Origin of the sequence: Ancylomarina subtilis (assembly GCF_004217115.1) — a bacterium.
Taxonomy (GTDB): Bacteria; Bacteroidota; Bacteroidia; order Bacteroidales; family Marinifilaceae; genus Ancylomarina; species Ancylomarina subtilis.
Map to the genome: position 1 here is coordinate 736595 of NZ_SHKN01000001.1, position 20517 is coordinate 757111.

17 protein-coding genes and 2 tRNA genes are annotated in these 20517 nt (G+C 37.6%); 11 read left to right on the top strand and 8 right to left on the bottom strand.

Annotated features, from left to right (window positions below):
• Positions 1-67 precede the first annotated feature (67 nt).
• From EV201_RS03060 to mnmE, 4 genes are all read right to left on the bottom strand, one after another.
• Entirely contained in the window at positions 68-1084 is a 1017-nt protein-coding gene (locus tag EV201_RS03060) for a hypothetical protein (RefSeq protein ID WP_130305928.1), read from the bottom strand.
• Positions 1081-2175, bottom strand: coding sequence for a site-specific integrase (locus EV201_RS03065; RefSeq protein ID WP_130305929.1), 1095 nt, complete (start codon positions 2173-2175; stop codon positions 1081-1083). Before EV201_RS03065 ends, EV201_RS03060 begins: the two co-directional genes overlap by 4 nt.
• On the bottom strand, positions 2172-2540 hold the full coding sequence (locus EV201_RS03070; protein WP_130305930.1) for a helix-turn-helix transcriptional regulator: 369 nt from the start codon (positions 2538-2540) through the stop codon (positions 2172-2174). Before EV201_RS03070 ends, EV201_RS03065 begins: the two co-directional genes overlap by 4 nt.
• 213 nt (positions 2541-2753) lie before the next feature.
• Positions 2754-4151 (bottom strand): tRNA uridine-5-carboxymethylaminomethyl(34) synthesis GTPase MnmE, encoded by a 1398-nt coding sequence (mnmE, locus tag EV201_RS03075; RefSeq protein WP_130305931.1) that lies wholly within the window; start codon positions 4149-4151, stop codon positions 2754-2756.
• Between the two features lie 207 nt (positions 4152-4358).
• Between mnmE and EV201_RS03080 the strand changes: the two genes are divergently transcribed.
• From EV201_RS03080 to EV201_RS03110, 7 genes are all read left to right on the top strand, one after another.
• Positions 4359-4712 (top strand): hypothetical protein, encoded by a 354-nt coding sequence (locus EV201_RS03080; protein ID WP_130305932.1) that lies wholly within the window; start codon positions 4359-4361, stop codon positions 4710-4712.
• A gap of 201 nt (positions 4713-4913) precedes the next feature.
• Positions 4914-4995: transfer RNA gene (locus tag EV201_RS03085), tRNA-Leu, on the top strand.
• Between the two features lie 376 nt (positions 4996-5371).
• Positions 5372-5453 (top strand) — tRNA-Leu (locus tag EV201_RS03090).
• Between the two features lie 146 nt (positions 5454-5599).
• Positions 5600-6826 (top strand): threonine/serine exporter family protein, encoded by a 1227-nt coding sequence (locus EV201_RS03095; protein WP_130305933.1) that lies wholly within the window; start codon positions 5600-5602, stop codon positions 6824-6826.
• A gap of 69 nt (positions 6827-6895) precedes the next feature.
• The gene (locus EV201_RS03100; protein ID WP_130305934.1) at positions 6896-8299 is read left to right on the top strand and encodes a tetratricopeptide repeat protein; all 1404 of its coding nucleotides are present in this window, start codon (positions 6896-6898) and stop codon (positions 8297-8299) included.
• A gap of 73 nt (positions 8300-8372) precedes the next feature.
• The gene (locus EV201_RS03105) at positions 8373-9308 is read left to right on the top strand and encodes a polyprenyl-phosphate transporter (RefSeq protein ID WP_130305935.1); all 936 of its coding nucleotides are present in this window, start codon (positions 8373-8375) and stop codon (positions 9306-9308) included.
• Positions 9309-9413: 105 nt separating this feature from the next.
• Positions 9414-10154 carry a shikimate dehydrogenase family protein gene (locus EV201_RS03110; protein ID WP_130305936.1) on the top strand — a complete coding sequence of 247 codons (741 nt, stop codon included), beginning with the start codon at positions 9414-9416 and terminating at the stop codon, positions 10152-10154.
• A gap of 7 nt (positions 10155-10161) precedes the next feature.
• Here the strand turns inward: EV201_RS03110 and truA are convergent, their stop codons facing one another.
• Positions 10162-10923 carry a tRNA pseudouridine(38-40) synthase TruA gene (truA, locus tag EV201_RS03115; protein ID WP_130305937.1) on the bottom strand — a complete coding sequence of 254 codons (762 nt, stop codon included), beginning with the start codon at positions 10921-10923 and terminating at the stop codon, positions 10162-10164.
• A gap of 565 nt (positions 10924-11488) precedes the next feature.
• On the opposite strand from truA, the gene EV201_RS03120 reads away from it, so the two are divergent.
• The 4 genes from EV201_RS03120 (at position 11489) to EV201_RS03135 (ending at position 15595) form a co-directional block, all read left to right on the top strand.
• A complete protein-coding gene (locus tag EV201_RS03120) occupies positions 11489-12160 on the top strand; it encodes a TatD family hydrolase (protein ID WP_130305938.1) in 672 nt (223 codons plus the stop codon).
• A 62-nt stretch (positions 12161-12222) separates the two neighbouring features.
• Positions 12223-12948 carry a tRNA threonylcarbamoyladenosine dehydratase gene (locus EV201_RS03125; RefSeq protein ID WP_130305939.1) on the top strand — a complete coding sequence of 242 codons (726 nt, stop codon included), beginning with the start codon at positions 12223-12225 and terminating at the stop codon, positions 12946-12948.
• Positions 12949-13120: 172 nt separating this feature from the next.
• Positions 13121-13630, top strand: a complete 510-nt coding sequence (locus tag EV201_RS03130; protein ID WP_130305940.1) for a methylated-DNA--[protein]-cysteine S-methyltransferase — start codon at positions 13121-13123, stop codon at positions 13628-13630.
• A 174-nt stretch (positions 13631-13804) separates the two neighbouring features.
• Positions 13805-15595: a hypothetical protein gene (locus EV201_RS03135; protein WP_130305941.1), complete on the top strand. Its 1791-nt coding sequence runs from the start codon at positions 13805-13807 to the stop codon at positions 15593-15595.
• A gap of 75 nt (positions 15596-15670) precedes the next feature.
• On the opposite strand, the gene EV201_RS03140 is transcribed toward EV201_RS03135, so the two are convergent.
• From EV201_RS03140 to EV201_RS03150, 3 genes are all read right to left on the bottom strand, one after another.
• Complete coding sequence (locus EV201_RS03140) at positions 15671-16981, bottom strand: citrate (Si)-synthase (RefSeq protein ID WP_130305942.1); 1311 nt, start codon at positions 16979-16981, stop codon at positions 15671-15673.
• An 89-nt stretch (positions 16982-17070) separates the two neighbouring features.
• Positions 17071-19335, bottom strand: a complete 2265-nt coding sequence (locus EV201_RS03145) for an aconitate hydratase (RefSeq protein ID WP_130305943.1) — start codon at positions 19333-19335, stop codon at positions 17071-17073.
• A gap of 542 nt (positions 19336-19877) precedes the next feature.
• A complete protein-coding gene (locus EV201_RS03150) occupies positions 19878-20378 on the bottom strand; it encodes a metallophosphoesterase family protein (RefSeq protein ID WP_130305944.1) in 501 nt (166 codons plus the stop codon).
• Positions 20379-20517 lie beyond the last annotated feature (139 nt).

Sequence of the window (20517 nt, forward strand, 5' to 3'; positions counted from 1 at the left end):
GCCTGTTATAAAAACAAGTGGTATTAACTATGTGTGCAAAATGGTATAAAAGACACTTAATACCATATTAACGAATGGGATATATTTTATCTAACCAGGGCAATTTGACTTTTGCATCGTTAATTTGCTCTTCGGTTATTCGTCTAAATTGCTGGGTGGTGTCAACACGATAGCGAGCATCCAGATATTTCCTAAAATCGATATCTGTACATCGCTTTTTTTCACCTAAAATATTCCTGCGGAAGTAGTTATTTTCTATGAGAACTTTATATATGGCTGCTAGCAATGTGTTATTAGACTGTTTTCTATTCTTTATAAAACAAGATTCAATATCAATTATGCCAAAATCGTATAGATTACATTCAACTTGGGCAAATGCGTCCTTATTCAAAATCATATCATAATCAATCAACGAATAACCAATAGGTTGTATGTCTCGGCGTATTGGTTCGAAAGAAAACTCTTCTTTAGGCTTCTTCTTTACAATCGGGGTTTCGATCTTCTTGGATGGCTTTATGAATGATGGTTCGGGGACAGATTCCTGAAAATATTTTAGATAAATATCTTCTTCATCTAATTTTTCGACCTTTAAGTACTCTTCAAATTGAACCTGTAAATTTAAATAAAGCACTATCAAATGCAATTTCAGATACTGATATATATAAGTTTCCTCACATAGAGTTGTGTCCTTAAGCTTGTGAGCCTGTTTAGGATCTATATTACTTATTGGGTAATTTAATCTTTCAATCTCACCAGCAATTTGGTTTAATTTATCAACAAGTATGTTTGAAAGAGTGGTATGAACCCACATTGCTTTTACATCCCCATCATTAGCATTAGACACTAGTTCATTAACATGATTAAAATACTTAATAGCTTCGTTCTTTATTAGATCTCGGTAATATTTTGACTTATCGGTATGTGGCTTTAAAAATCTAAGTTCATAAGCTGGTTGGTAATTAAAGTTTACCTTTTCAATACCCTTCAACAATTCACGATATTTATTCTGCGAAATTGAACGAGTTCTATATGGTCGTTTATTCAAAAAAAGAATACTGTGATATAATTCAAGTTTATTATTCATAAATCTAACTTAATACGATTAGCGGCTTCTTTTTTCTTCCCATCTATAATCTTGGCATAAACCTGAGTCGTTTTGAGATTTTTATGCCCGAGTAATTTTGAAACAGTGTAGATATCTGTTCCTAAAGTTAATTGTAGAGTTGCATATGTGTGGCGTGCACAATGAAAGGTGATATGCTTCTCAACGCCTGCCCTTATCATCCACTCGCGAATTTTTGCGTTATTGTATTCGCTGTACGTTAAGCCCTGGAAAACTTTATCATTGGCTTCTCCTCTTTTTCCTATCAATTTAATTGCATCTTCAGGTATCGGAAGAGTCTCCTGTCCTTTAGTTTTCTTTTGTCTGAATCGAATGTAATAGCCGTTATCTTTTGAATGCTGAATTTCAGACCAGGTCATTTTTTCAATATCCGAATATCGCAAACCTGTTAATGCACTAAATAAAAATGCAGTTTTCACAATCTCGACATCACACTTAGCATTCACAGCTCTTTTTAATTCTTCGAGAGTTAAAAATTCCCTTTGTGATTCAGCCTCTTTGATGCCTGTCACATTAACAGCAGGATTACGCTCAATAATGCCATCCTTCACAGCCTGTTTCAAAGTAGCTAACACTTTATTGAAGTAAGAAACACATGTATTTTGAGAAAGACTTCTGCCCTGCTTTGTTTTAGCTTCGTGCACAAAGTAGTGCTTAAGGTCTTCAAGCCATATGTTATCAATATCTGAAAAACTAACATCGGAGTATTCCCATTTTTTCAAGTAAGCAAGAGAACTCAACCAATTCCCATAATTCCCCTTACTCTCTTGACGCTTTTCGGTGAGCATTTCGAAATATAAAAGAAATCTCGAATCAGCTCTTTCAGCAGTTTTAAAACCAAATCTTTCGTTCTCGAACTCTAACAAACTTTTAGCTCTAATCTTATTGGCTAGATCAAGGGTCTGCTTGTTGGTCGCTCTTTCAAGCTTAGTACATGGCTCGGGAGTTAAATATAAACCTAAATAATCAAACTTGCGTTTGCCTTTATTATAATAGTCGAGATAAAGGCTGATTTTGCCATTCTTCTTACGCTGTCTTAAAGTCACACTCATGATTGAAAGAGTTTATCGATTACAGAACGTTTGATAATTGTACGTTTTCCAAGCTTTGTAGCTTGAATAGTTCCAGCTTTCATGAGTCTGTAGAAAGTTCGCTCACTAACGCCAAGTAGAGTGTAGGCTTCTTTGATGGAAAGAAAATCTTTTTGTTTTATCGCTTCAAGATGGAGGTCTTTTACAGAAAGTAATTTCTGCTTGTTGGTTTCTACAATTGCTCTACCAACTTTATTTTCTCTTTTGCGTTTTTTATAAGATTTGGCTGCACATTTCTGATTACAAAAACGAGTCACAGTCGTTTTAGCGGTAAATTCCTTACCGCAATGCTCACATATTTTTTGCAACTCAATTGTACTATTCATGCCATCAACTGCCTTTAGGTGTCCTTAACTGACATAGACTGTCAATTACTGCCATAATCTCACCGCGCCAATTTTCGGGCAACAAATTGGTGAAATGGGCAACAAATACACAACCAAAATAGTGAAAAAAGTGCAAAATGACAACAAATAAGAGAAAATAGAAAACAACAAACCCCTTAATATGAGCTATTAAGGGGTTTGTGTAGGTAGAACCTATTTGCCGATACAAAAGTTCTTGAAGATGTTACCAAGCACCTCATCAGTACTGATATCTCCGGTAATCTCGCCAAGGAAGTGTAGACATTCGCGAATATCCTGAGCCAGAAAATCGGTTGGGATCATATTTAGCAAACCGTCGTTTACACGTTGAATACTACCCCGTGCAGAATTTAGTGCTTCGAAATGGCGAGCATTGGTCACAATCACATCCTGCTCATTAATAGTATCCATATTCACCACCTTCAAAAGTTCGGAAGCCAACTCGTCAGTATGGGTTTGTTCTTTGGCTGAAATAAACATCAGCTTATCCTCTCCATTCAAGCCAATAAGTTGCTTGCTCAATGCTTCCGTATCCTTACACAAGTCAATCTTATTCAAACAAACAATAAGCTTTTGCTGATCACGATCGATAATATCGTTGACTTTAATAATGGATTCGTTTAGCATCTCTACCGGACGATTTGCATCAATTAAAAGCATTACAATCTGAGCTTGACGCATCTTCTGAAAAGTACGCTCAATACCCATGTTCTCAATCTTATCAAGAGTAGTCCGAATACCAGCCGTATCGATAAATCGGAAGGTCACCCCTCCCAAATTAATGGTATCTTCAATCACATCGCGGGTTGTTCCCTCAATATCTGAAACGATGGCTTTGTCTTCTTTTAGTAAAGCGTTCAAAAGAGTCGATTTACCCACATTGGTATTCCCAACAATGGCAACGGGAACCCCATTTTTAATGGCATTACCCAACTCAAAAGAATTCACCAATTTGTTGATGATAGTCTCAATCTCATTGACCAAAGCCTGTAGTTGCGTTCTATCAGCAAACTCCACATCCTCCTCACCAAAATCGAGTTCCAACTCAATCATCGAAATAAAATGCAACAAACGGCCACGCAAATTGGCAATCTCGTTTGAAAATCCGCCTCGCATTTGTTGCAGAGCCACCTTATGTGCCGATGCCGAACTCGACGCAATCAAATCGGCCACTGCCTCTGCTTGCGAAAGGTCCATCTTACCATTCAGAAAGGCACGCTGAGTATATTCACCGGGATTAGCCATTCTGGCTCCGGATTTAAGTAAAACCTGTAAAATTCGTTGTTGAATATAGGGCGCTCCGTGACAAGCAATTTCTGCACTGTTTTCACCCGTATAAGAATAAGGGGCCTTAAAAACCGTTACCAATACCTCATCCACAATCTCTTCCCCATCCATCAAATTCCCAAAGTGAACCGTATTGGCTTTTTGTTCGCTTAGTACCTTATTCCCTTTTGATTGAAATATCTTATCACATATAGTAAGTGCATTCTCCCCTGAAAGTCGAATAATTGCAATGGCTCCATGCCCCGCTGCAGTGGATATGGCACATATAGTTGATTGATCGATCATCTTCGTATAGCTTATTTTATTAAAATATGTGAGAGATAAAGCTCACATTCTATCACTTCTATTCCAGACCAATTGATTAAGCTGGAAATGAATCTACAAATATACGATAGATCATAAACATGAAAGCCAAATACCTGAAATTTATAAACTGTTTCTTTTTTTTCTATGTTTGCAAAAAGGAATTAATAAACATTTAAGACTTCATATATGAACACTATTAGCGGACGCTGGTCATTTACCGAAGATTTTGGATTTGGTAAAGATGAAGGTTTTGCAGAATTCACTCAGGAAGGTGAAAATATAAAAGGCGTATTGGTTTACACCGAAAGAATAGAAGGTGAAACCCCTTTTCGTGTGCAACAGGAAATCGAGGGCACTTTTAATGGCCAACAATTAAAAATTACAGGCACAGCTGTTGAAATTTTAGATGCCGAAGAAGAAATCGAATATCATTTAGACACCTGGGAAGGTATTTTAAATGACAAGAACCAGATTGTGGGACATTCTTATGACGATCATGAGTGTTTTGGTGTCTTTGTTATGGAAATGATTCAAGCGTAAAGTTAAAAAGGTTAAAGGATAAGGGAAAAAGAGTTTTACCTGAAAAAGTTTATCAAAAAAAAGATTGACTCTTTAAATACTATTTCACAAGCACTTACTTCCACAAAGCCCGTAAACACTGATTTTTCTGATAATTATTTTGCAAAAACATTTGGAGCTTATATAAAAACACACCATCTTTGCATCGCAATCAAGAGAAACGCGGATGTGGCGTAATTGGTAGCCGCGCTAGACTTAGGATCTAGTGCCGAGAGGCGTGGGGGTTCGAGTCCCTTCATCCGCACAAAAAGGATCAATACAAAAGTATTGATCCTTTTTTTATCTCAACATCCCAGAGACACTCCCAACCTTCCAAAATGAAGTTCGTAATTTATTAATGAGCGAGGCACAAGCGAATAAATATGCTAATAACGAACGTAGTGAAGAGTAATCTCGTATCCTTTTTTATTTTCACAAAACCATTCATCACCTCCCATCACCAATGAGCTACACTCCCACCTTATTTTCGTAAAAAAAAAATAAACAAAGCTTAACAATTGAATATCAACCCACTTCCCTCTATAAAGCCCATAAACACTGATTTTCCTGACAATTATTTTGCAAAAACATTTGGAGCTTAAAGAAAAACACAGCATCTTTGCATCGCAATCAAGAGAAACGCGGATGTGGCGTAATTGGTAGCCGCGCTAGACTTAGGATCTAGTGCCGAGAGGCGTGGGGGTTCGAGTCCCTTCATCCGCACAAAAGGATCAATACGAAAGTGTTGATCCTTTTTTTTATTCCCAATATTCCAAAGACGTTTAAGCATCCATCATTTCCCAAATTTATTTAATTAAACCCTCCTCCACTCCAAAAGACTTATCTATATTTGTTCCACTTAAAAATAAATGAAACCAAGCGCATTGAAAACACCCAAACAATATCAATTTATCATTCAATTAGGAAGAGCCTTGCACATCTATGGTGTCCCTTCTTATAAAATCCAGATTTATTTATCTGAGGTAGCTCAAACAAAAGGCATACGTGGGAGTTTTATGGACACGCCGACTTGGATAAACTATGTTTTTTATAGCGAAGACGAGGAAGAATCCTACAACTATATAGAATGCGTCTCTCCCGGAGGCCTAAATTTAGGTGCCCTATCAAGAGCCGTTGAAATCACCGATCAGGTACTTGCTGACAAGATCGATTTTGAAGAAGCAAGTTTGATGCTGCGATTGGTTTACAAACAAACTCAGAAAGTCAACCACATCATACTGTCACTTGCTTTCGCTTTAGGGGCTGCATCTTTTAATCTACTAATGGGAACCAATTGGATTTCATGTCTGGTTGCATTTTTCATGGGGATGCTCGTTTATGGCCTAAGCTACCTGGGACTAAAATCTCAATTTGTGAACAATACGCTTGAAGCACTTGCGGCATTTGTTGTAACAATACTTATTGGCTTATTATCCATATGGCTACCAACACTAAATATTCCGCTTACAATTTTGTCAGCCATCATCATCTTTATACCCGGGCTGGCAATTACAACTGCCCTGGAAGAGATTACTTACAAAAGTCTGGTTTCGGGTTCAGCCAAACTCTTTGATGCCTCAATCTCCCTCTTCAAGCAGTTCTTTGGTACCATACTCGGCTTATCTGTACTTCCCTTATTTATCGATATCAATATTGATCCAGTCGTATCCAACCTACCCCAATGGATCAGTCATTCAGGTATCCCTCTACTAGCCATATGTCTGCTCCCCATCTTTCAAGTCCGTCGAAAAGACATAATTTATGGCGTTCTCACAAGCATTATTAGCTATACAGTAACCGTTTTACTAGCACCCTCAGGCATTTTAATCAGCACATTTATTGGGAGTATTACAGTTGTTCTAATCAGCAACCTCTTTGCTCAAATCACAAAATCACCCCGACATGTATTTATCACTCAGGGTATTATCATGTTGGTTCCTGGTAGTAAAGCCTTTATCGGTATCAGTACGGTTTTTCTGAGCACACCTATCGAAAATGCAAGTAATCTTGGTTCTCAAATTGCTTACATTCTGATGGGAATCGTTGGAGGTCTTTTATTCTCAGGCAGTTTTAACACAAAAAAGATCAATTGTTAATAACTAAATCTTGAAATTTCCCAAATAAAAACTATTTTTGTTTCAAGAATTATCACTTCACAAAAATAAATGATAGATAATACTGATAATTATTTTGACGATGATGCTCTTGAATCTGTAGACAGATTCGAATCGATGCTCAAGAATAACAAGCCATGCTACTTCGATGTGCATGAGTTTGAAAACCTCGTCGACCACTACCTTGAAACACATAAACTGGCCAAAGCTTCCAAAGCTTCAGAATTAGCCATACAGCTACACCCATCTTCCATATCACTTCAGCTTAAACAAGCACAAGTGCTTATTAGCCGAGGGGAAGAAATAAAGGCGCTTAATATTCTTAAGAAATTAAAGGCTATAGAAAGCACCAATAAAAACATTTACATCCTTATTGGGAATATTTACAATATCCTTAAGAAACCTCAGAATGCAAAAATTCAATTCGATATCGCTTTGGATTTATGCTACGACGATAAGGAAGATTTGTTATTTCGAATTGCTGTATCTTTCGAACAATTGGGGTTATACGATTTGGCATTACCCTACTTTAAGGAAGTTCATCAATTGAATAGTGAGGATGCAGAAGTCCTTTTTGAAATTGCTTATTGCTACGAAAAATTACATCAAGATAGAGAAAGTATTGAAGCCTATCTGGCTTACCTCGACCTGGATCCCTTCTCAGACAATGCCTGGTATAACCTGGGTATTCTCTACAATAGAAACAACCAGGGACTCAAATCTATTGAAGCCTACGATTTTTGTATTGCCATCAACGAAAAACACAGCAAAGCCTACTTTAATAAGGCCAACGCCTTAGCTCTTTGCGACAAATTCGAAGAAGCCATCAAAAGCTACATCGAATATCTGGAATTCGAAGATGATCATGCCTCTACCTATTCATACATTGGTGAATGTTTCGAAAAGCTTGAGGAGTATGATCAGGCAATGCTCTACTACGAGAATGCTATTCAGGAAGATGAAACCTTTGCTGATCCTTGGTTTGGTATGGGTCTAATTCTGCTTTATCAGGATAAAATTGACGAAAGTTTAGTGTATTTAAACGAAGCCAAAAAGCTTGATGATACAAACCCGGATTATTGGTTTGCCTTAGGTTCGGCCTATGCACGATTGCCTGAAGCTCAAAAAACAGTTGAATGCTTCCGTGAAGCAATCAATCTAGATCCTTACGATCCAACCTATGCGATCACGCTAGCTGAGTTTTACCATCAAAACAATAAGGAAGAAGCTGCTATTGATATTTTACTCGAAAGTCTGGGCTGCTGCCCTGACGATATTCAACTTCAGAATAATCTGGCCGCATATTATATGTTAGCTTCTGACACCAATGCAGCAGAGCATTATCTACGTAAAGCCATGGCAGATCCTGAAAATAAGATCGAAGACATCTTCATTCAGTTTCCTGAACTGGAAAACAACAACAAATTCAAACAAATTATTAAGGCTAATCAATAGAATTAGCTTTTTTTTTAGGTCTTGCATTTTCAGCACGAAAATTCATTTAAGGCCATTCATACGCACAAAAACAATGACACGATCAATTAAAGATTATATTATAATTGCCCTGAAAGGCATGGGAATGGGAGCTGCAGATGTGGTTCCAGGTGTTTCAGGAGGAACCATTGCATTTATAACCGGTATTTACGAAGAACTTATCGAAAGTATCAAATCTGTTAACCTAAAATCTATAAAGCTTTTATTGAATTTTAAACTGGCTGATTTTTGGAAAGCTATCAATGGTAATTTCCTGCTTTCAATTATCCTTGGAATCGGAATTAGTTTCGTTTCATTGGCAAAACTAATCAAATACCTTCTTGAGCAACACCCAATTCTAATATGGTCCTTCTTTTTTGGTTTAATCGTCGCTTCAGCTTTTGTTGTTGCAAAAAAAATCACCGAATGGAAACTCAGAAGCATCATCGCAATGCTTATCGGTATAGGAATTGCCTATATGGTTACAGTCGTCACTCCGGCTGAAACACCCAATGCCTATTGGTTTCTTTTTCTTTCTGGTGCTCTGGCCATTTGTGCCATGATTCTTCCTGGGATTTCAGGAGCCTTCATTTTACTACTATTGGGTAAGTATGAATTTGTTTTATCTGCTTTAAGTCAATTTAAATTAGATGTGATTGCTGTCGTCGGTTTAGGTGCTGTTACAGGCCTGTTAAGCTTTTCGAATTTATTAAGCTGGTTATTGCGAAAATACCATAACATGACCATTGCCCTCCTGTCTGGTTTTATGATTGGATCCTTAAATAAGGTTTGGCCCTGGAAAGAAACCCTTTCAACCTTTACTGATCGACATGGGGTAGAAAAACCACTACTTCAGGGCAATATCTTACCACAAACCTTTGAGAACCTAACAGGTCAGCAGGCAAATTTACTGGCAGCAATTGGACTTGCGGTTTTGGGGTTTGCTTTAATTATCGTCATGGAAAAATTTTCACCTGAATCAAAAGACTAATTGGGTGATATAATAATGCAATAATTTGTTTATCAAAGAATAGAAACCTTCATCTTAAACTGTTCTGTTATTTATTTTTAACCTTTACACTTCAGCCTTATCATCATGAAAACATACGGCATTATCGGTAATCCTTTGGGACATTCGTTCTCGAAACAATACTTTACAGATAAATTTAAAGACGAAAAGATTGATGCTCAGTTTTTAAACTTTGAGATTCCAAGCATCGAAAAAATACTTGATGTTGTTAACGACAATCCGCAACTAAAAGGTTTATGTGTCACAATCCCTTACAAGGAGAAAGTGATTGCTTATCTGGATGAGATTGATCCTTTAGCCAAAGAAATTGGTGCCGTAAATTCAATTCAAATTAAACACAAAGATGGTAAGGTGTATTTGAAAGGTTATAATACGGACATTATTGGCTTTGGAGAGTCTTTAAAAAATTTTATCGAAGGGAAAGATTTAAAAGCGTTAATATTAGGGACTGGTGGTGCTTCAAAAGCTGTCGAAACAGCTCTTCGAAATATGGGTATCGACTTCACATCTGTTTCACGTAAGAGAAGCCAAAAATCAATCTCCTATGAAGACATTACTGAAGGAATCATCTCAACACACAAACTCATCATCAACTGCACACCACTAGGCACATTTCCCAAAACAGATGCGTGTCCTGATATTCCATATACACACTTAAACAAGGAGTATTACCTGTACGATTTGGTATATAACCCCAACACTACCCTTTTTATGACAAAAGGATTAGAACGAGGAGCCAAAGCTCACAATGGTCTAAAGATGCTTCACCTACAAGCCGAGAAATCATGGGAAATATGGAACGAATAAGAAAAGCTTAGATTTCTTTCTTCAAACCTTTCGGATACTCAATGGCACAAAGAAATAAGCCATGCCCTGGCACAGATGTTCCTGCATTACTCCTATTCTGACTCTCGATTACCTGACAAAAACCAGCTAGATCGAGTTTGCCACGCCCCACCTCAATCAAAGTTCCAACAATAGCTCTAACCATATTCCTTAAAAAACGGTCGGCACTAACCGTGAATACTAACTCATCGCCACGATCCTCCCATTCTGCCTTGTATATTTTGCAGATATTGGTTTTAGAATCTGTATGCAGCTTACTAAAGCTCGTGAAATCCTCGTAATTGAAAAGAAGTTTTGCTGCCTCGTTCATCTTAGCCACATCAAGCTGATGTGTCATATTCCAATGCGACTCTGAACGGAAAGGATTCTTATCCTTCGTAATAAAATATTGATAGGTTCTGGCTAAAGCATCAAAACGCGTGTGCGCTTCAGAATGGACAGGAAACATCGATTTTACAGCAATATCATAAGGTAAAAAACGATTCAAACGGAAAACCAGCTTCTCAGCCTCAACATCTCTAGCTTCATTCAAATCGAAATGAGCCATAAAATCACTGGCATGAACACCCGTGTCCGTTCTGCCACAACCAACAACATTAACCTCTTGATTCATAATTGTACTTAGAGCTTTATTCAAAACTTCCTGTACAGTAATGGCATTGGGCTGTACTTGCCAACCATGGTAATTGGTTCCCTTATAACTAAGTTGTATAAAATATCTTTGAGTCAAAACAGATGTGTGTTTATAATTAGCCCGTAATAAGGCACAAAAATAGCAATTCCATGGAGAATCTCTAAATCAATATTAAATATATGGAGGGTGCTAATATTTGGATATGGCTTAAAATAGGACATAAAAAAGCGCACTAGCTAATGGATTTTAAACTCCTATAAAACAGGATTTGAGTGCCCATCTGGTCAAGTTTCCCCTGTGTCCAAAAACAACCCGAAGGTTGGGGCCTGCTTTTGCAGACGTGTAGCTTTCTCGGTAACTTGTAAGTGTTGAGTTTAACAATCGATAACTAGTGCGATTATGCTTTTATCTTATATGTAAAGAACGTTCTATCTTGAGTGCAAAGTAAGTAATTTTTTCTGTGTTTACAAGGGATACAGAAGAAATTCCTCTAGTTTGATATAAAGCTTTTATGAGTCAACTTAAAACCTTACCTTTATTAAATGTGAAGTAATAAAATGAGGATCATAGGTATAAACCTAAATCCACCCTCCCAATCTGTTCTGCAATAAAAGATACATCTTCCGATATTTTTATATTTTTGCCGAGCTAATAAGTGATAATGCTGGAAACACCCTATATAGATACACACACACACCATTTGAATCATTCTGATGGTGTCATTTCTGTAATTAATTATTCCCCGGAAAAATTCAATCAGGATGAACATGCTGATTATCTAATTTCTTTAGGTATACACCCCTGGCATGTGGAAAAGAAAAATGCGGATTTAAATCTGGAGCTGGTTCGTGAATTTGCTTCAAACCCAAGTGTTATGGCGATTGGAGAAATCGGTTTGGATAGAGCTATTAAGACGCCATTGAGTCAACAAGAGCTGTTTTTCACCCAACAAATTGAAATCGCTGAAACCTATAAAAAGCCAATTATAATTCATGCCGTAAGATGTTTTCCGGAACTTATCTCAATAAAAAAAAGAGTAAAAGTATCAACTCCATGGTTGATTCATGGTTTTAGAAACAACTTGCAAATCGCTCAGGAGTTGTTAAAACACAATTGTTATATCTCTTTTGGTGAAGCCTTATTATTTGATAGAAAAAATCAAGATGTCTTTGTTGACATACCAATAAACAGAATATTCCTGGAGACTGATGAAAGCAAACACACCATCATCGAAATATATGAGAAAGCTGCCAGCTTAAAGAAAATGAAACTGGCCGATTTTAAAATTGCACTTTTAAAAAATTACAATACTGTATTTAAGAAACCGATTTAAAGCAAACTCGTTTTTTATGATTCAATAACAAGAACTTTAAATCTATAATTATTTGGATTAAGATGAATACTGAATGGTTGAGCAGAACAGAACTTCTGCTCGGAGAAGAAAGATTGGAGCAGGTAAAAAATGCTCATGTATTAGTCGTTGGACTGGGTGGTGTTGGAGCCTACACAGCAGAATTACTTTGTAGGGCCGGAGTAGGTCAAATGACCATCGTTGATGGAGATGATATTGAAGCTTCGAATATCAATAGACAAATGCCAGCCACAACTCAAACATTAGGCAAGGATAAAGCAGAGGTAATGGCAGAGAGACTACTTGCTATAAATCCAAATATAAAACTCAGGGTCATCAATGAATTCTTGCGTGATCAAAGAATGGTCGAAGTACTTGCTGAGGCTCAATACGATTATGTAGTCGATGCTATTGACACTCTTGCACCAAAAATTTTCCTGATTTACCACAGTCTTCAAATGAAATACAAAGTCGTGAGCTCTATGGGAGCCGGGGGTAAAATGGATCCAAGCCAAATCCAAGTCAAGGATATTTCGAAGTCATACAATTGCAGACTAGCTCGTATGCTTAGAAAGAAACTACATCAGAAAGGTGTTAGGAAGGGTGTTAAAGTTGTTTTTTCGCCCGAAGATGTCGATAAAAAAGCTGTGGTGATAGCTGAAAGCCAAAATAAGAAATCTAATGTGGGTACCATTTCGTATATGCCTCCAATCTTTGGTTGTTTTATTGCTTCAGTCGTCTTACGAGATTTAGCGAAAAATGAAGAATAGTATTTAAGTTTATAGGCCCTGTCTTTCTTTCAAGATGGGGCTTTTCGTTTTCAAACAAGTCCTAAACACAAGATTATCAATTTTAAAAACGCAAAAAATTAAATCCGTAAAATATACTTAATCCACCTTTTTCTTATCTTCGGTAAATCATCACACAATAAACCGAAAAAGAATGCAATACTATTTTGATATCCTCCCCTCTCCAATAGGAGACTTACTTATTTTAGCTCAGGAATTTGCCTTAAAAGAGATTGTCTTCCAGCCCAAAGATCAGGCTCACCAAATTCATCCGCAATGGATTCGCGGGTCAGAATTGATCGCACAAACTAAAAATGAACTTACAGCTTATTTTTCAGGCCATTTAAAAGAATTTACGGTACAAGTAAACCCCAGCGGAACCCCATTTCAAAAAAAAATATGGAAAGAAGTCATGTCTATTCCTTATGGAAAAGTCTGTTCCTATCAGGATGTTGCCAATAACATCAATCACGCTTCAGCTTGTAGAGCTGTTGGGAGGGCTAACGCCCAGAATCCAATTCCAATTATAATTCCCTGCCACAGAGTGATCGGTAAAAGTGGCAAACTAACGGGATACGCGGGAGGATTAGATCGGAAACAGAAGCTTCTGAGTGTTGAAGGAATTGAAACAGAAGAGAATCCCAATCAATTCAAACTTTTTTAATTAACATTTAAAGACATCTTATTCACTCATTCCTAAAAATACCTTAACAAAACAACTTCTTTTCATTATTCTATTTGATAAACTGGCTAAAAACAATACCTTGCGGGCTGTTCAAATCAAAAAAACAAAAAGTTGTTGTGACAAATGATAACAACGAACAAAAAACAAAACTAAATGACCAATAAAACTGCACATACATTCCATATTCCTGTCATGGGAACGGGATATACTGTGAACACACCATTACATGTAGCTCAGTATGGTATTTCATCAGTTGTTTCCATTGTGGATGATATGCTTCTAGAGAATTTACGTGAATTTTACAGCAAGCAACATAGCTTACCATTTCTACCCATTTCGGATAAGACCCTGGATTGCAGAGCTCAAAGAATCACGGCTTACCTTAACCTGATGGATAAAATGGTTAAGAATAAATTCGAAGAAGTCAAAGAATCATTTCTTGAAAAGGGAAAAGAATTTGAGAAATACATGGACTTACTTCCTGATGTTTCGTCCCTAAAAAAAGAAATTCAGAACAAACTAAATAACAACCCTATTGTCAAGGATATCAAAAACTGGTTGAATGACAATCTTCCTATGGGAACCATTGATGTTAACATCATGACCAAGGTAGATAAGGAAAATACATTTGAGGGAGAAAAACTACCCCATGAATACAACGATGCTCATGCAGCACTTAGAGGCTTTGCCAACAGTACACTTGAGTCATCTTTAGTTCTTTCAGCCGGTATGAATCCACGCCTGTATGGCTATTTGGAACAATTTGATGATTTCTTCCCAAACGAAGAGGGCTACATTAAAAAGAAGATCGTTCTCAAAGTGAGTGACTACCGCTCAGCGCTGATTCAAGGAAAATTTCTTGCTAAAAAAGGAATCTGGGTTTCTGAATACAGAATTGAATCGGGACTTAACTGTGGTGGACATGCCTTTGCTACAGAAGGCCATCTAATGGGTCCTATTCTAGAGGAATTCAAAGCAAATCGTTCAGACTTAATTGCAGATACAAGTGAGCTCTTGTTTGCTGCCCTTCAAACTAAAAATCGTCCTGTACCCAAAGAGAACCTGGAACTTAAAATCACCGCACAAGGCGGGGTCGGAACTGCCGACGAACAAGAGTTCTTAATGGATTATTATGGCATTGATTCAGTTGGTTGGGGGTCACCTTTTCTTTTAGTCCCTGAGGTTTGTGATGTGGATGAAAAAACGTTTAAAACCCTTGCTGAAGCGAAAGAAGATGATTTGTACTTGAGTCATTCGTCCCCACTTGGTGTTCGTTTTAATAATCTAAAAGGAAATACCCGTGATCAAGGAAAACTTGAAATGATTAAGGCTGGCAAACCTGGAAGCATTTGCACCAAACGCTTACTAGTGGCAACTAAGGAGTATACGGATGAACCCATTTGTACAGCCTCAAGACAATATCAAAATCTTAAGATAAAGGACCTAAAATCTCAAAACCTAAGCAAGGAGGAATTTGATGCTGAAATCTTAAAGATGAGTCAAAAATCATGTCTTTGTAAAGGACTATCGGCATCTTCGTATTTAGTAAACAAATTAGATACAACTGCTGATGGTGAAGGTGTCTCGATTTGCCCAGGACCAAACATGGCCTATTTTTCTGAAAAAGCGAGCTTTAAACAGATGGTTGACCACATTTATGGTCGTATGAATTTGATTAAACGCACTGATCGTCCCAATATGTTTGCAAAGGAGTTGAATATTTACATCGATTACCTAAAGGAACAAATTGCTGATTTAAAGGATCCTGATAAAAAAGCTCTTAGAAATCTTGAGAAGTTCAAAGGCAATCTTTTAGCTGGTATTGAATATTACAATTCATTATCAGAAAAGATAAAAGGTCAATTTGATCAATTCAAAGGCCATATTCAGGATGATATCACCAGATTAGAAACTGAACTAATACAGATCAAACTACTTTCTTAAAAACAACCATTTAGATACAAGAATCCCCATTTAACATCTGTTAAATGGGGATTTTTTAATACCAATGTTCAAGACTTATTTTTTAATCCCAACCATTTTCTCCAACATATCCGTAGTTACCGATTTGGGACGTTCCAAAGGATAACTTAAAGCTCTATCCCAGATAATATTGGCACAAATACCTATGGCTCTTCCAATACCGAATAATACAGTATAGAAATCATACTCCGTCACACCATAGTGCCACTGAATTACACCCGATTGCGCATCCACATTTGGCCAAGGATTCTTAGCTTTCCCATGTTCCTGCAAAATTGGAGGTACTACTTTGTACAATAAGTCAGCATACTTAAAAATCGGATCATCCGGAAGATGTTTCTTGCTGAACTCTCTTTGCAACATATATCGAGGATCGGTTTTTCTCAACACTGCGTGACCAAAACCTGGGATCACTTGCCCGGAATTCAACGTATCCCACACAAATTGTTGCATCTCTTCTTCAGTTGGAAGCTTATTATCCATCTTCTCCATCACTCCCTGTAGCCAACGTAAAACTTCCTGATTGGCCAAACCATGCAGTGGTCCTGCCAAACCATTAATCATTGCAGAAATCGAAAGGTAAATATCCGACAAGGAACTGGCAACCAAATGACCGGTATGAGCACTCACATTACCACTTTCATGGTCAGAGTGAATAATAAAATGCAAACGCGATACATCATCATAAGGCTTATCAATCCCCATCATATTTGCAAAATCAGCTCCCATATCCAGATTCGGATTGGATTGAATTTTTTCACCTTTTCGATATAGCTTATTATAAATGTAAGCCGCAATTTCAGGTAGTTTTGCCAATAAATTTAAGGCATCTTCATAGGTTGGTTCCCAATAGTCTTTCTTTTTAAGTCCAGCGTGATATTCACGATTAAATTCAGACTCACGATTTAAAGTCAGAATGGCTGTTGAAAATATTGCCATGGGATGACTTGATGTAGGGAAAGAGTCGATCACATCATAAACGTAACGTGGTACAATTCGACGTTTATTAAACTGTTCTACCACCTGCATCACTTCTTCTTCATTGGGGAAATCACCCGTCAAAAGCAAATAAAACAACCCCTCAACAAAAGGCATTTCAGCGCCTTTGGGCTTTGGTAAATGATCTATAACTTCTTGTAAGGTATACCCTCGGTAGCGAATCCCTTCTTCGGGATCAAGATATGAAATATCGGTAACCAGTGACTTTATACCCCTCATACCTCCAAGTACCTGTGAAACGGTAACACTATCAACCTGAACATCGCCAAATTCTTGTAACAGGCGTTTTGTTCTGGGACGGTGTTCTTTGATTTTTTTTGATAACTTGTATTTTAGAGTTCCTCTCATATAGCTAGTGTGTTAGTTTAGTATTGTTTCGTTTGATTTTGATCTATATTATTTTTATAGATAGTGTTCATTCAAATTTCATTTCTGTATTAACAATTTTGTTTTCGAATTAAATTCAATGCACTTCCTGCTTTAAACCATTCTATTTGCACATCGTTATATGTGTGACAAGCCTGTATTTCGTCCAGACTTCCATCTTCATGTTTTAATACCAGGGTGAGATTCTTACCGGCTTGAAAATCTTTCAAACCCAGAATATCGATCACATCCTTCTCCTGAATCTTATCGTAATCAGCCTTATCGGCAAATGTTAATGCTAATACCCCTTGTTTTTTCAGGTTGGTCTCATGAATTCGTGCAAAAGAACGAACAATCACAGCCTTAATGCCCAAATGACGGGGTTCCATGGCTGCATGCTCTCGCGAGGATCCTTCTCCATAATTCTCATCACCAACGACTATCGAGGCCAATCCTTTGGCTTTAATTGCACGAGCTGTTGTTGGAACTTTCTCATATTTTCCGGAAACCGGATTATAAATTGAATTGCTTTCATCATTAAAATAGTTGATTGCACCAATCAACATATTATTTGATATATTATCCAAATGACCGCGGAAACGTAACCAGGGACCTGCCATCGAAATATGATCTGTTGTACACTTTCCCTTAGCTTTAATCAGAAGCTTAAGTCCTGTGTAATCTTCGCCATCCCATTCATTAAAAGGTGCCAATAACTGTAAACGTTCCGAATCGGGATTAACCTCAACTTTAACAGCACTTCCATCTTCCTGAGGTGCCAAATAACCAGCATCTTTCACATCAAAACCACGTGGAGGTAATTCAAAACCTTGAGGCTCATCCAATCTAACTTCTACCCCATCTTCATTGATCAAAGTATCAGTCATCGGATTAAAAGTTAGATCACCAGCTATTGCCATGGCAGTTACCAACTCAGGTGAAGCCACAAAGCCATGTGTATTAGGGTTACCATCATTCCGTTTGGCGAAATTCCGATTGAAAGACGTGATAATAGAGTTCTTACGAGTTGGATCATCGGTGTGGCGTTTCCACTGACCAATACAAGGTCCGCAGGCGTTTGACATGATCACACCACCAATATCCTCAAATTCACTTAAAATACCATCTCGGGCAGTTGTATAACGAACCATTTCAGACCCCGGAGTAACGATGAATTCTGATTTCACCTTTAAATTTTTATCTTTTGCTTGCTTCGCTAATGAAGCTGCTCGAGACAAATCTTCGTAAGATGAATTGGTACATGAACCAATTAACCCCACTTCTAATTTTTGTGGATAATTGTTTCTTTTAACAGCCTCAGCAAAGGCTGAAAGCGGATGCGCTAAATCCGGAGTAAATGGACCATTGATGTAGGGCTCCAATTCTGAAAGGTTGATTTCGATTAACTCATCGTAATACTTTTCCGGATTCATAGCAACTTCTTCATCAGAACGCAAGTGTGGCATAATGGCATCAGCCAAATCAGCAATTTCCTCACGACCAGTGTGTCGCAAGTAGGTACTCATATTTTTGTCGTATGCAAAAATTGAAGTTGTCGCTCCAATTTCAGCGCCCATATTACAGATCGTCCCTTTCCCAGTACAAGACAGAGCATCAGCACCTTCCCCAAAATATTCAACAATTGCTCCAGTTCCTCCCTTTACAGTTAGGATACCTGCAACTTTCAAAATAACATCCTTAGACGAAGCCCATCCACTCAATTTACCCGTCAACTTCACACCAATTAACTTAGGCATTTTCAGCTCCCAGGCCATACCTGCCATCACATCAACGGCATCAGCACCGCCAACTCCAATAGCAACCATTCCCAAACCTCCGGCATTAACCGTATGCGAATCGGTTCCAATCATCATTCCACCAGGGAAAGCATAGTTTTCAAGTACCACTTGATGGATAATCCCAGCTCCAGGCTTCCAAAAACCAATACCATATTTATCAGATACTGTTTGTAAGAAATTATAAACCTCATTGTTTTGTAAAAGGGCATCCTGTAGGTCTTCATCTGCACCCACTGAGGCTTGAATAAGGTGATCACAATGTACGGTTGAAGGAACAGCAACTTTCGACTTACCCGCATTCATAAATTGCAACAGAGCCATTTGAGCTGTCGCATCCTGCATCGCAACACGATCTGGAGAGAAATTTACGTAGGCGTCTCCTCTTTTAAACGCTTGTAAGGATTCACTATCGTGTAGATGAGAATATAAAATTTTCTCACTTAAGGTCAGAGGACGACCTAAGTTGTTTCGGGCAGCCTCAATTCGGGCCGGCATATCTTTGTAGACAGATTTAATCAGTTCGAGATCAAAAAGCATGTTTTTAAAATTTTGGTTTGATATAAATAATAAAAGAGAAACTCTCTTTTATGTGGTTATTTTTTTCGAATCCCTAAATTAATAAAAAATCCCAAAATAAGACATAAGGATCTTCTTTTATTAAATTCTTAACAGCTGCTTTTCCCCTCGTACTTCAGTTCAAATCTTTCACCCAAAGCATTCACATATCTAAATATACTAAAAGCAAGTAAATAATTCAATTCAATGGAAGATTATTAACAACTAATGAATTGTGACATAGGAAGTCTACATAAATCAGCGATTATGATTTATGACTAACTCGACTTGAATTAGCTAGAAATCTTTGAATTGAAAAGTTTAAACAATGCTTAAACCCAGTTTCTGAAAAGATAAAATATTTGAAAAAAAGATAATGAAATTATTCTCTAATCGGGATGAAAAGAGGGAATATCGGTTAAAATTGGAAAGACAATTCTACACAAATAAGTAAAAGAATCAAGAGCCCATCATTAAAACCTCAAATGGGCACATAAAGTGAAACATTTGTAGTTTTGAGCCGACTATTTTCCTTTACGACCGAACTCAACGACTTCCAAATCCTTAATTTGCTTGCCATCTATAGTAAAACGGATTAAGGTTTGAACCTGATGAAAACCTTGCAAGCCAGCAGCTCCCGGATTGATGTGCAGCAAGTTGAGTTCCTTATCGAACATCACCTTTAATATATGAGAATGGCCTGAAATAAACAGTTGAGGTGGGTTTTGCCTAATTTGGTCGCGTATATTTTGATCATATCGCCTGGGATAACCACCTATGTGAGTGATCCAAACATCAACATCTTCGCATTTGAAACGCTGGTGTAAGGGATGTACCAAACGAACATCCTGCCCATCGGCATTACCATATACGGCCTTTAAGGGTGCACATTCAGCCAGGCGGTTTGCGGTTTCAATATTGCCTATATCTCCGGCATGCCAAATTTCATCACAGCCCTCAAAATGCTTAAATATATTCTCATCGAGGTATGCATGTGTATCCGAAAGTAAGGCTATTCTTTTCATTGAAGTCTCTTTGATTTTGACAGCTTAAAATTAGTGCAAATTATGCTTATCGTGTATGGAAAAACGAATAATAAATTCATGAGCGCACCATTCTGGTAGGGAACCTCAAGAAATTGACGAATTTAAGCCAAAGTCAAAC

What these genes read in the sequence shown, in the direction of transcription:
- EV201_RS03060 (WP_130305928.1), bottom strand. Translation starts at nt 1,084, where the DNA reads ATGAATAATAAACTTGAATTATATCACAGTATTCTTTTTTTGAATAAA.
- EV201_RS03065 (WP_130305929.1), bottom strand. Translation starts at nt 2,175, where the DNA reads ATGAGTGTGACTTTAAGACAGCGTAAGAAGAATGGCAAAATCAGCCTT.
- EV201_RS03070 (WP_130305930.1), bottom strand. Translation starts at nt 2,540, where the DNA reads ATGAATAGTACAATTGAGTTGCAAAAAATATGTGAGCATTGCGGTAAG.
- mnmE (WP_130305931.1), bottom strand. Translation starts at nt 4,151, where the DNA reads ATGATCGATCAATCAACTATATGTGCCATATCCACTGCAGCGGGGCAT.
- EV201_RS03080 (WP_130305932.1), top strand. Translation starts at nt 4,359, where the DNA reads ATGAACACTATTAGCGGACGCTGGTCATTTACCGAAGATTTTGGATTT.
- EV201_RS03095 (WP_130305933.1), top strand. Translation starts at nt 5,600, where the DNA reads ATGAAACCAAGCGCATTGAAAACACCCAAACAATATCAATTTATCATT.
- EV201_RS03100 (WP_130305934.1), top strand. Translation starts at nt 6,896, where the DNA reads ATGATAGATAATACTGATAATTATTTTGACGATGATGCTCTTGAATCT.
- EV201_RS03105 (WP_130305935.1), top strand. Translation starts at nt 8,373, where the DNA reads ATGACACGATCAATTAAAGATTATATTATAATTGCCCTGAAAGGCATG.
- EV201_RS03110 (WP_130305936.1), top strand. Translation starts at nt 9,414, where the DNA reads ATGAAAACATACGGCATTATCGGTAATCCTTTGGGACATTCGTTCTCG.
- EV201_RS03120 (WP_130305938.1), top strand. Translation starts at nt 11,489, where the DNA reads ATGCTGGAAACACCCTATATAGATACACACACACACCATTTGAATCAT.
- EV201_RS03125 (WP_130305939.1), top strand. Translation starts at nt 12,223, where the DNA reads ATGAATACTGAATGGTTGAGCAGAACAGAACTTCTGCTCGGAGAAGAA.
- EV201_RS03130 (WP_130305940.1), top strand. Translation starts at nt 13,121, where the DNA reads ATGCAATACTATTTTGATATCCTCCCCTCTCCAATAGGAGACTTACTT.
- EV201_RS03135 (WP_130305941.1), top strand. Translation starts at nt 13,805, where the DNA reads ATGACCAATAAAACTGCACATACATTCCATATTCCTGTCATGGGAACG.
- EV201_RS03140 (WP_130305942.1), bottom strand. Translation starts at nt 16,981, where the DNA reads ATGAGAGGAACTCTAAAATACAAGTTATCAAAAAAAATCAAAGAACAC.
- EV201_RS03145 (WP_130305943.1), bottom strand. Translation starts at nt 19,335, where the DNA reads ATGCTTTTTGATCTCGAACTGATTAAATCTGTCTACAAAGATATGCCG.
- EV201_RS03150 (WP_130305944.1), bottom strand. Translation starts at nt 20,378, where the DNA reads ATGAAAAGAATAGCCTTACTTTCGGATACACATGCATACCTCGATGAG.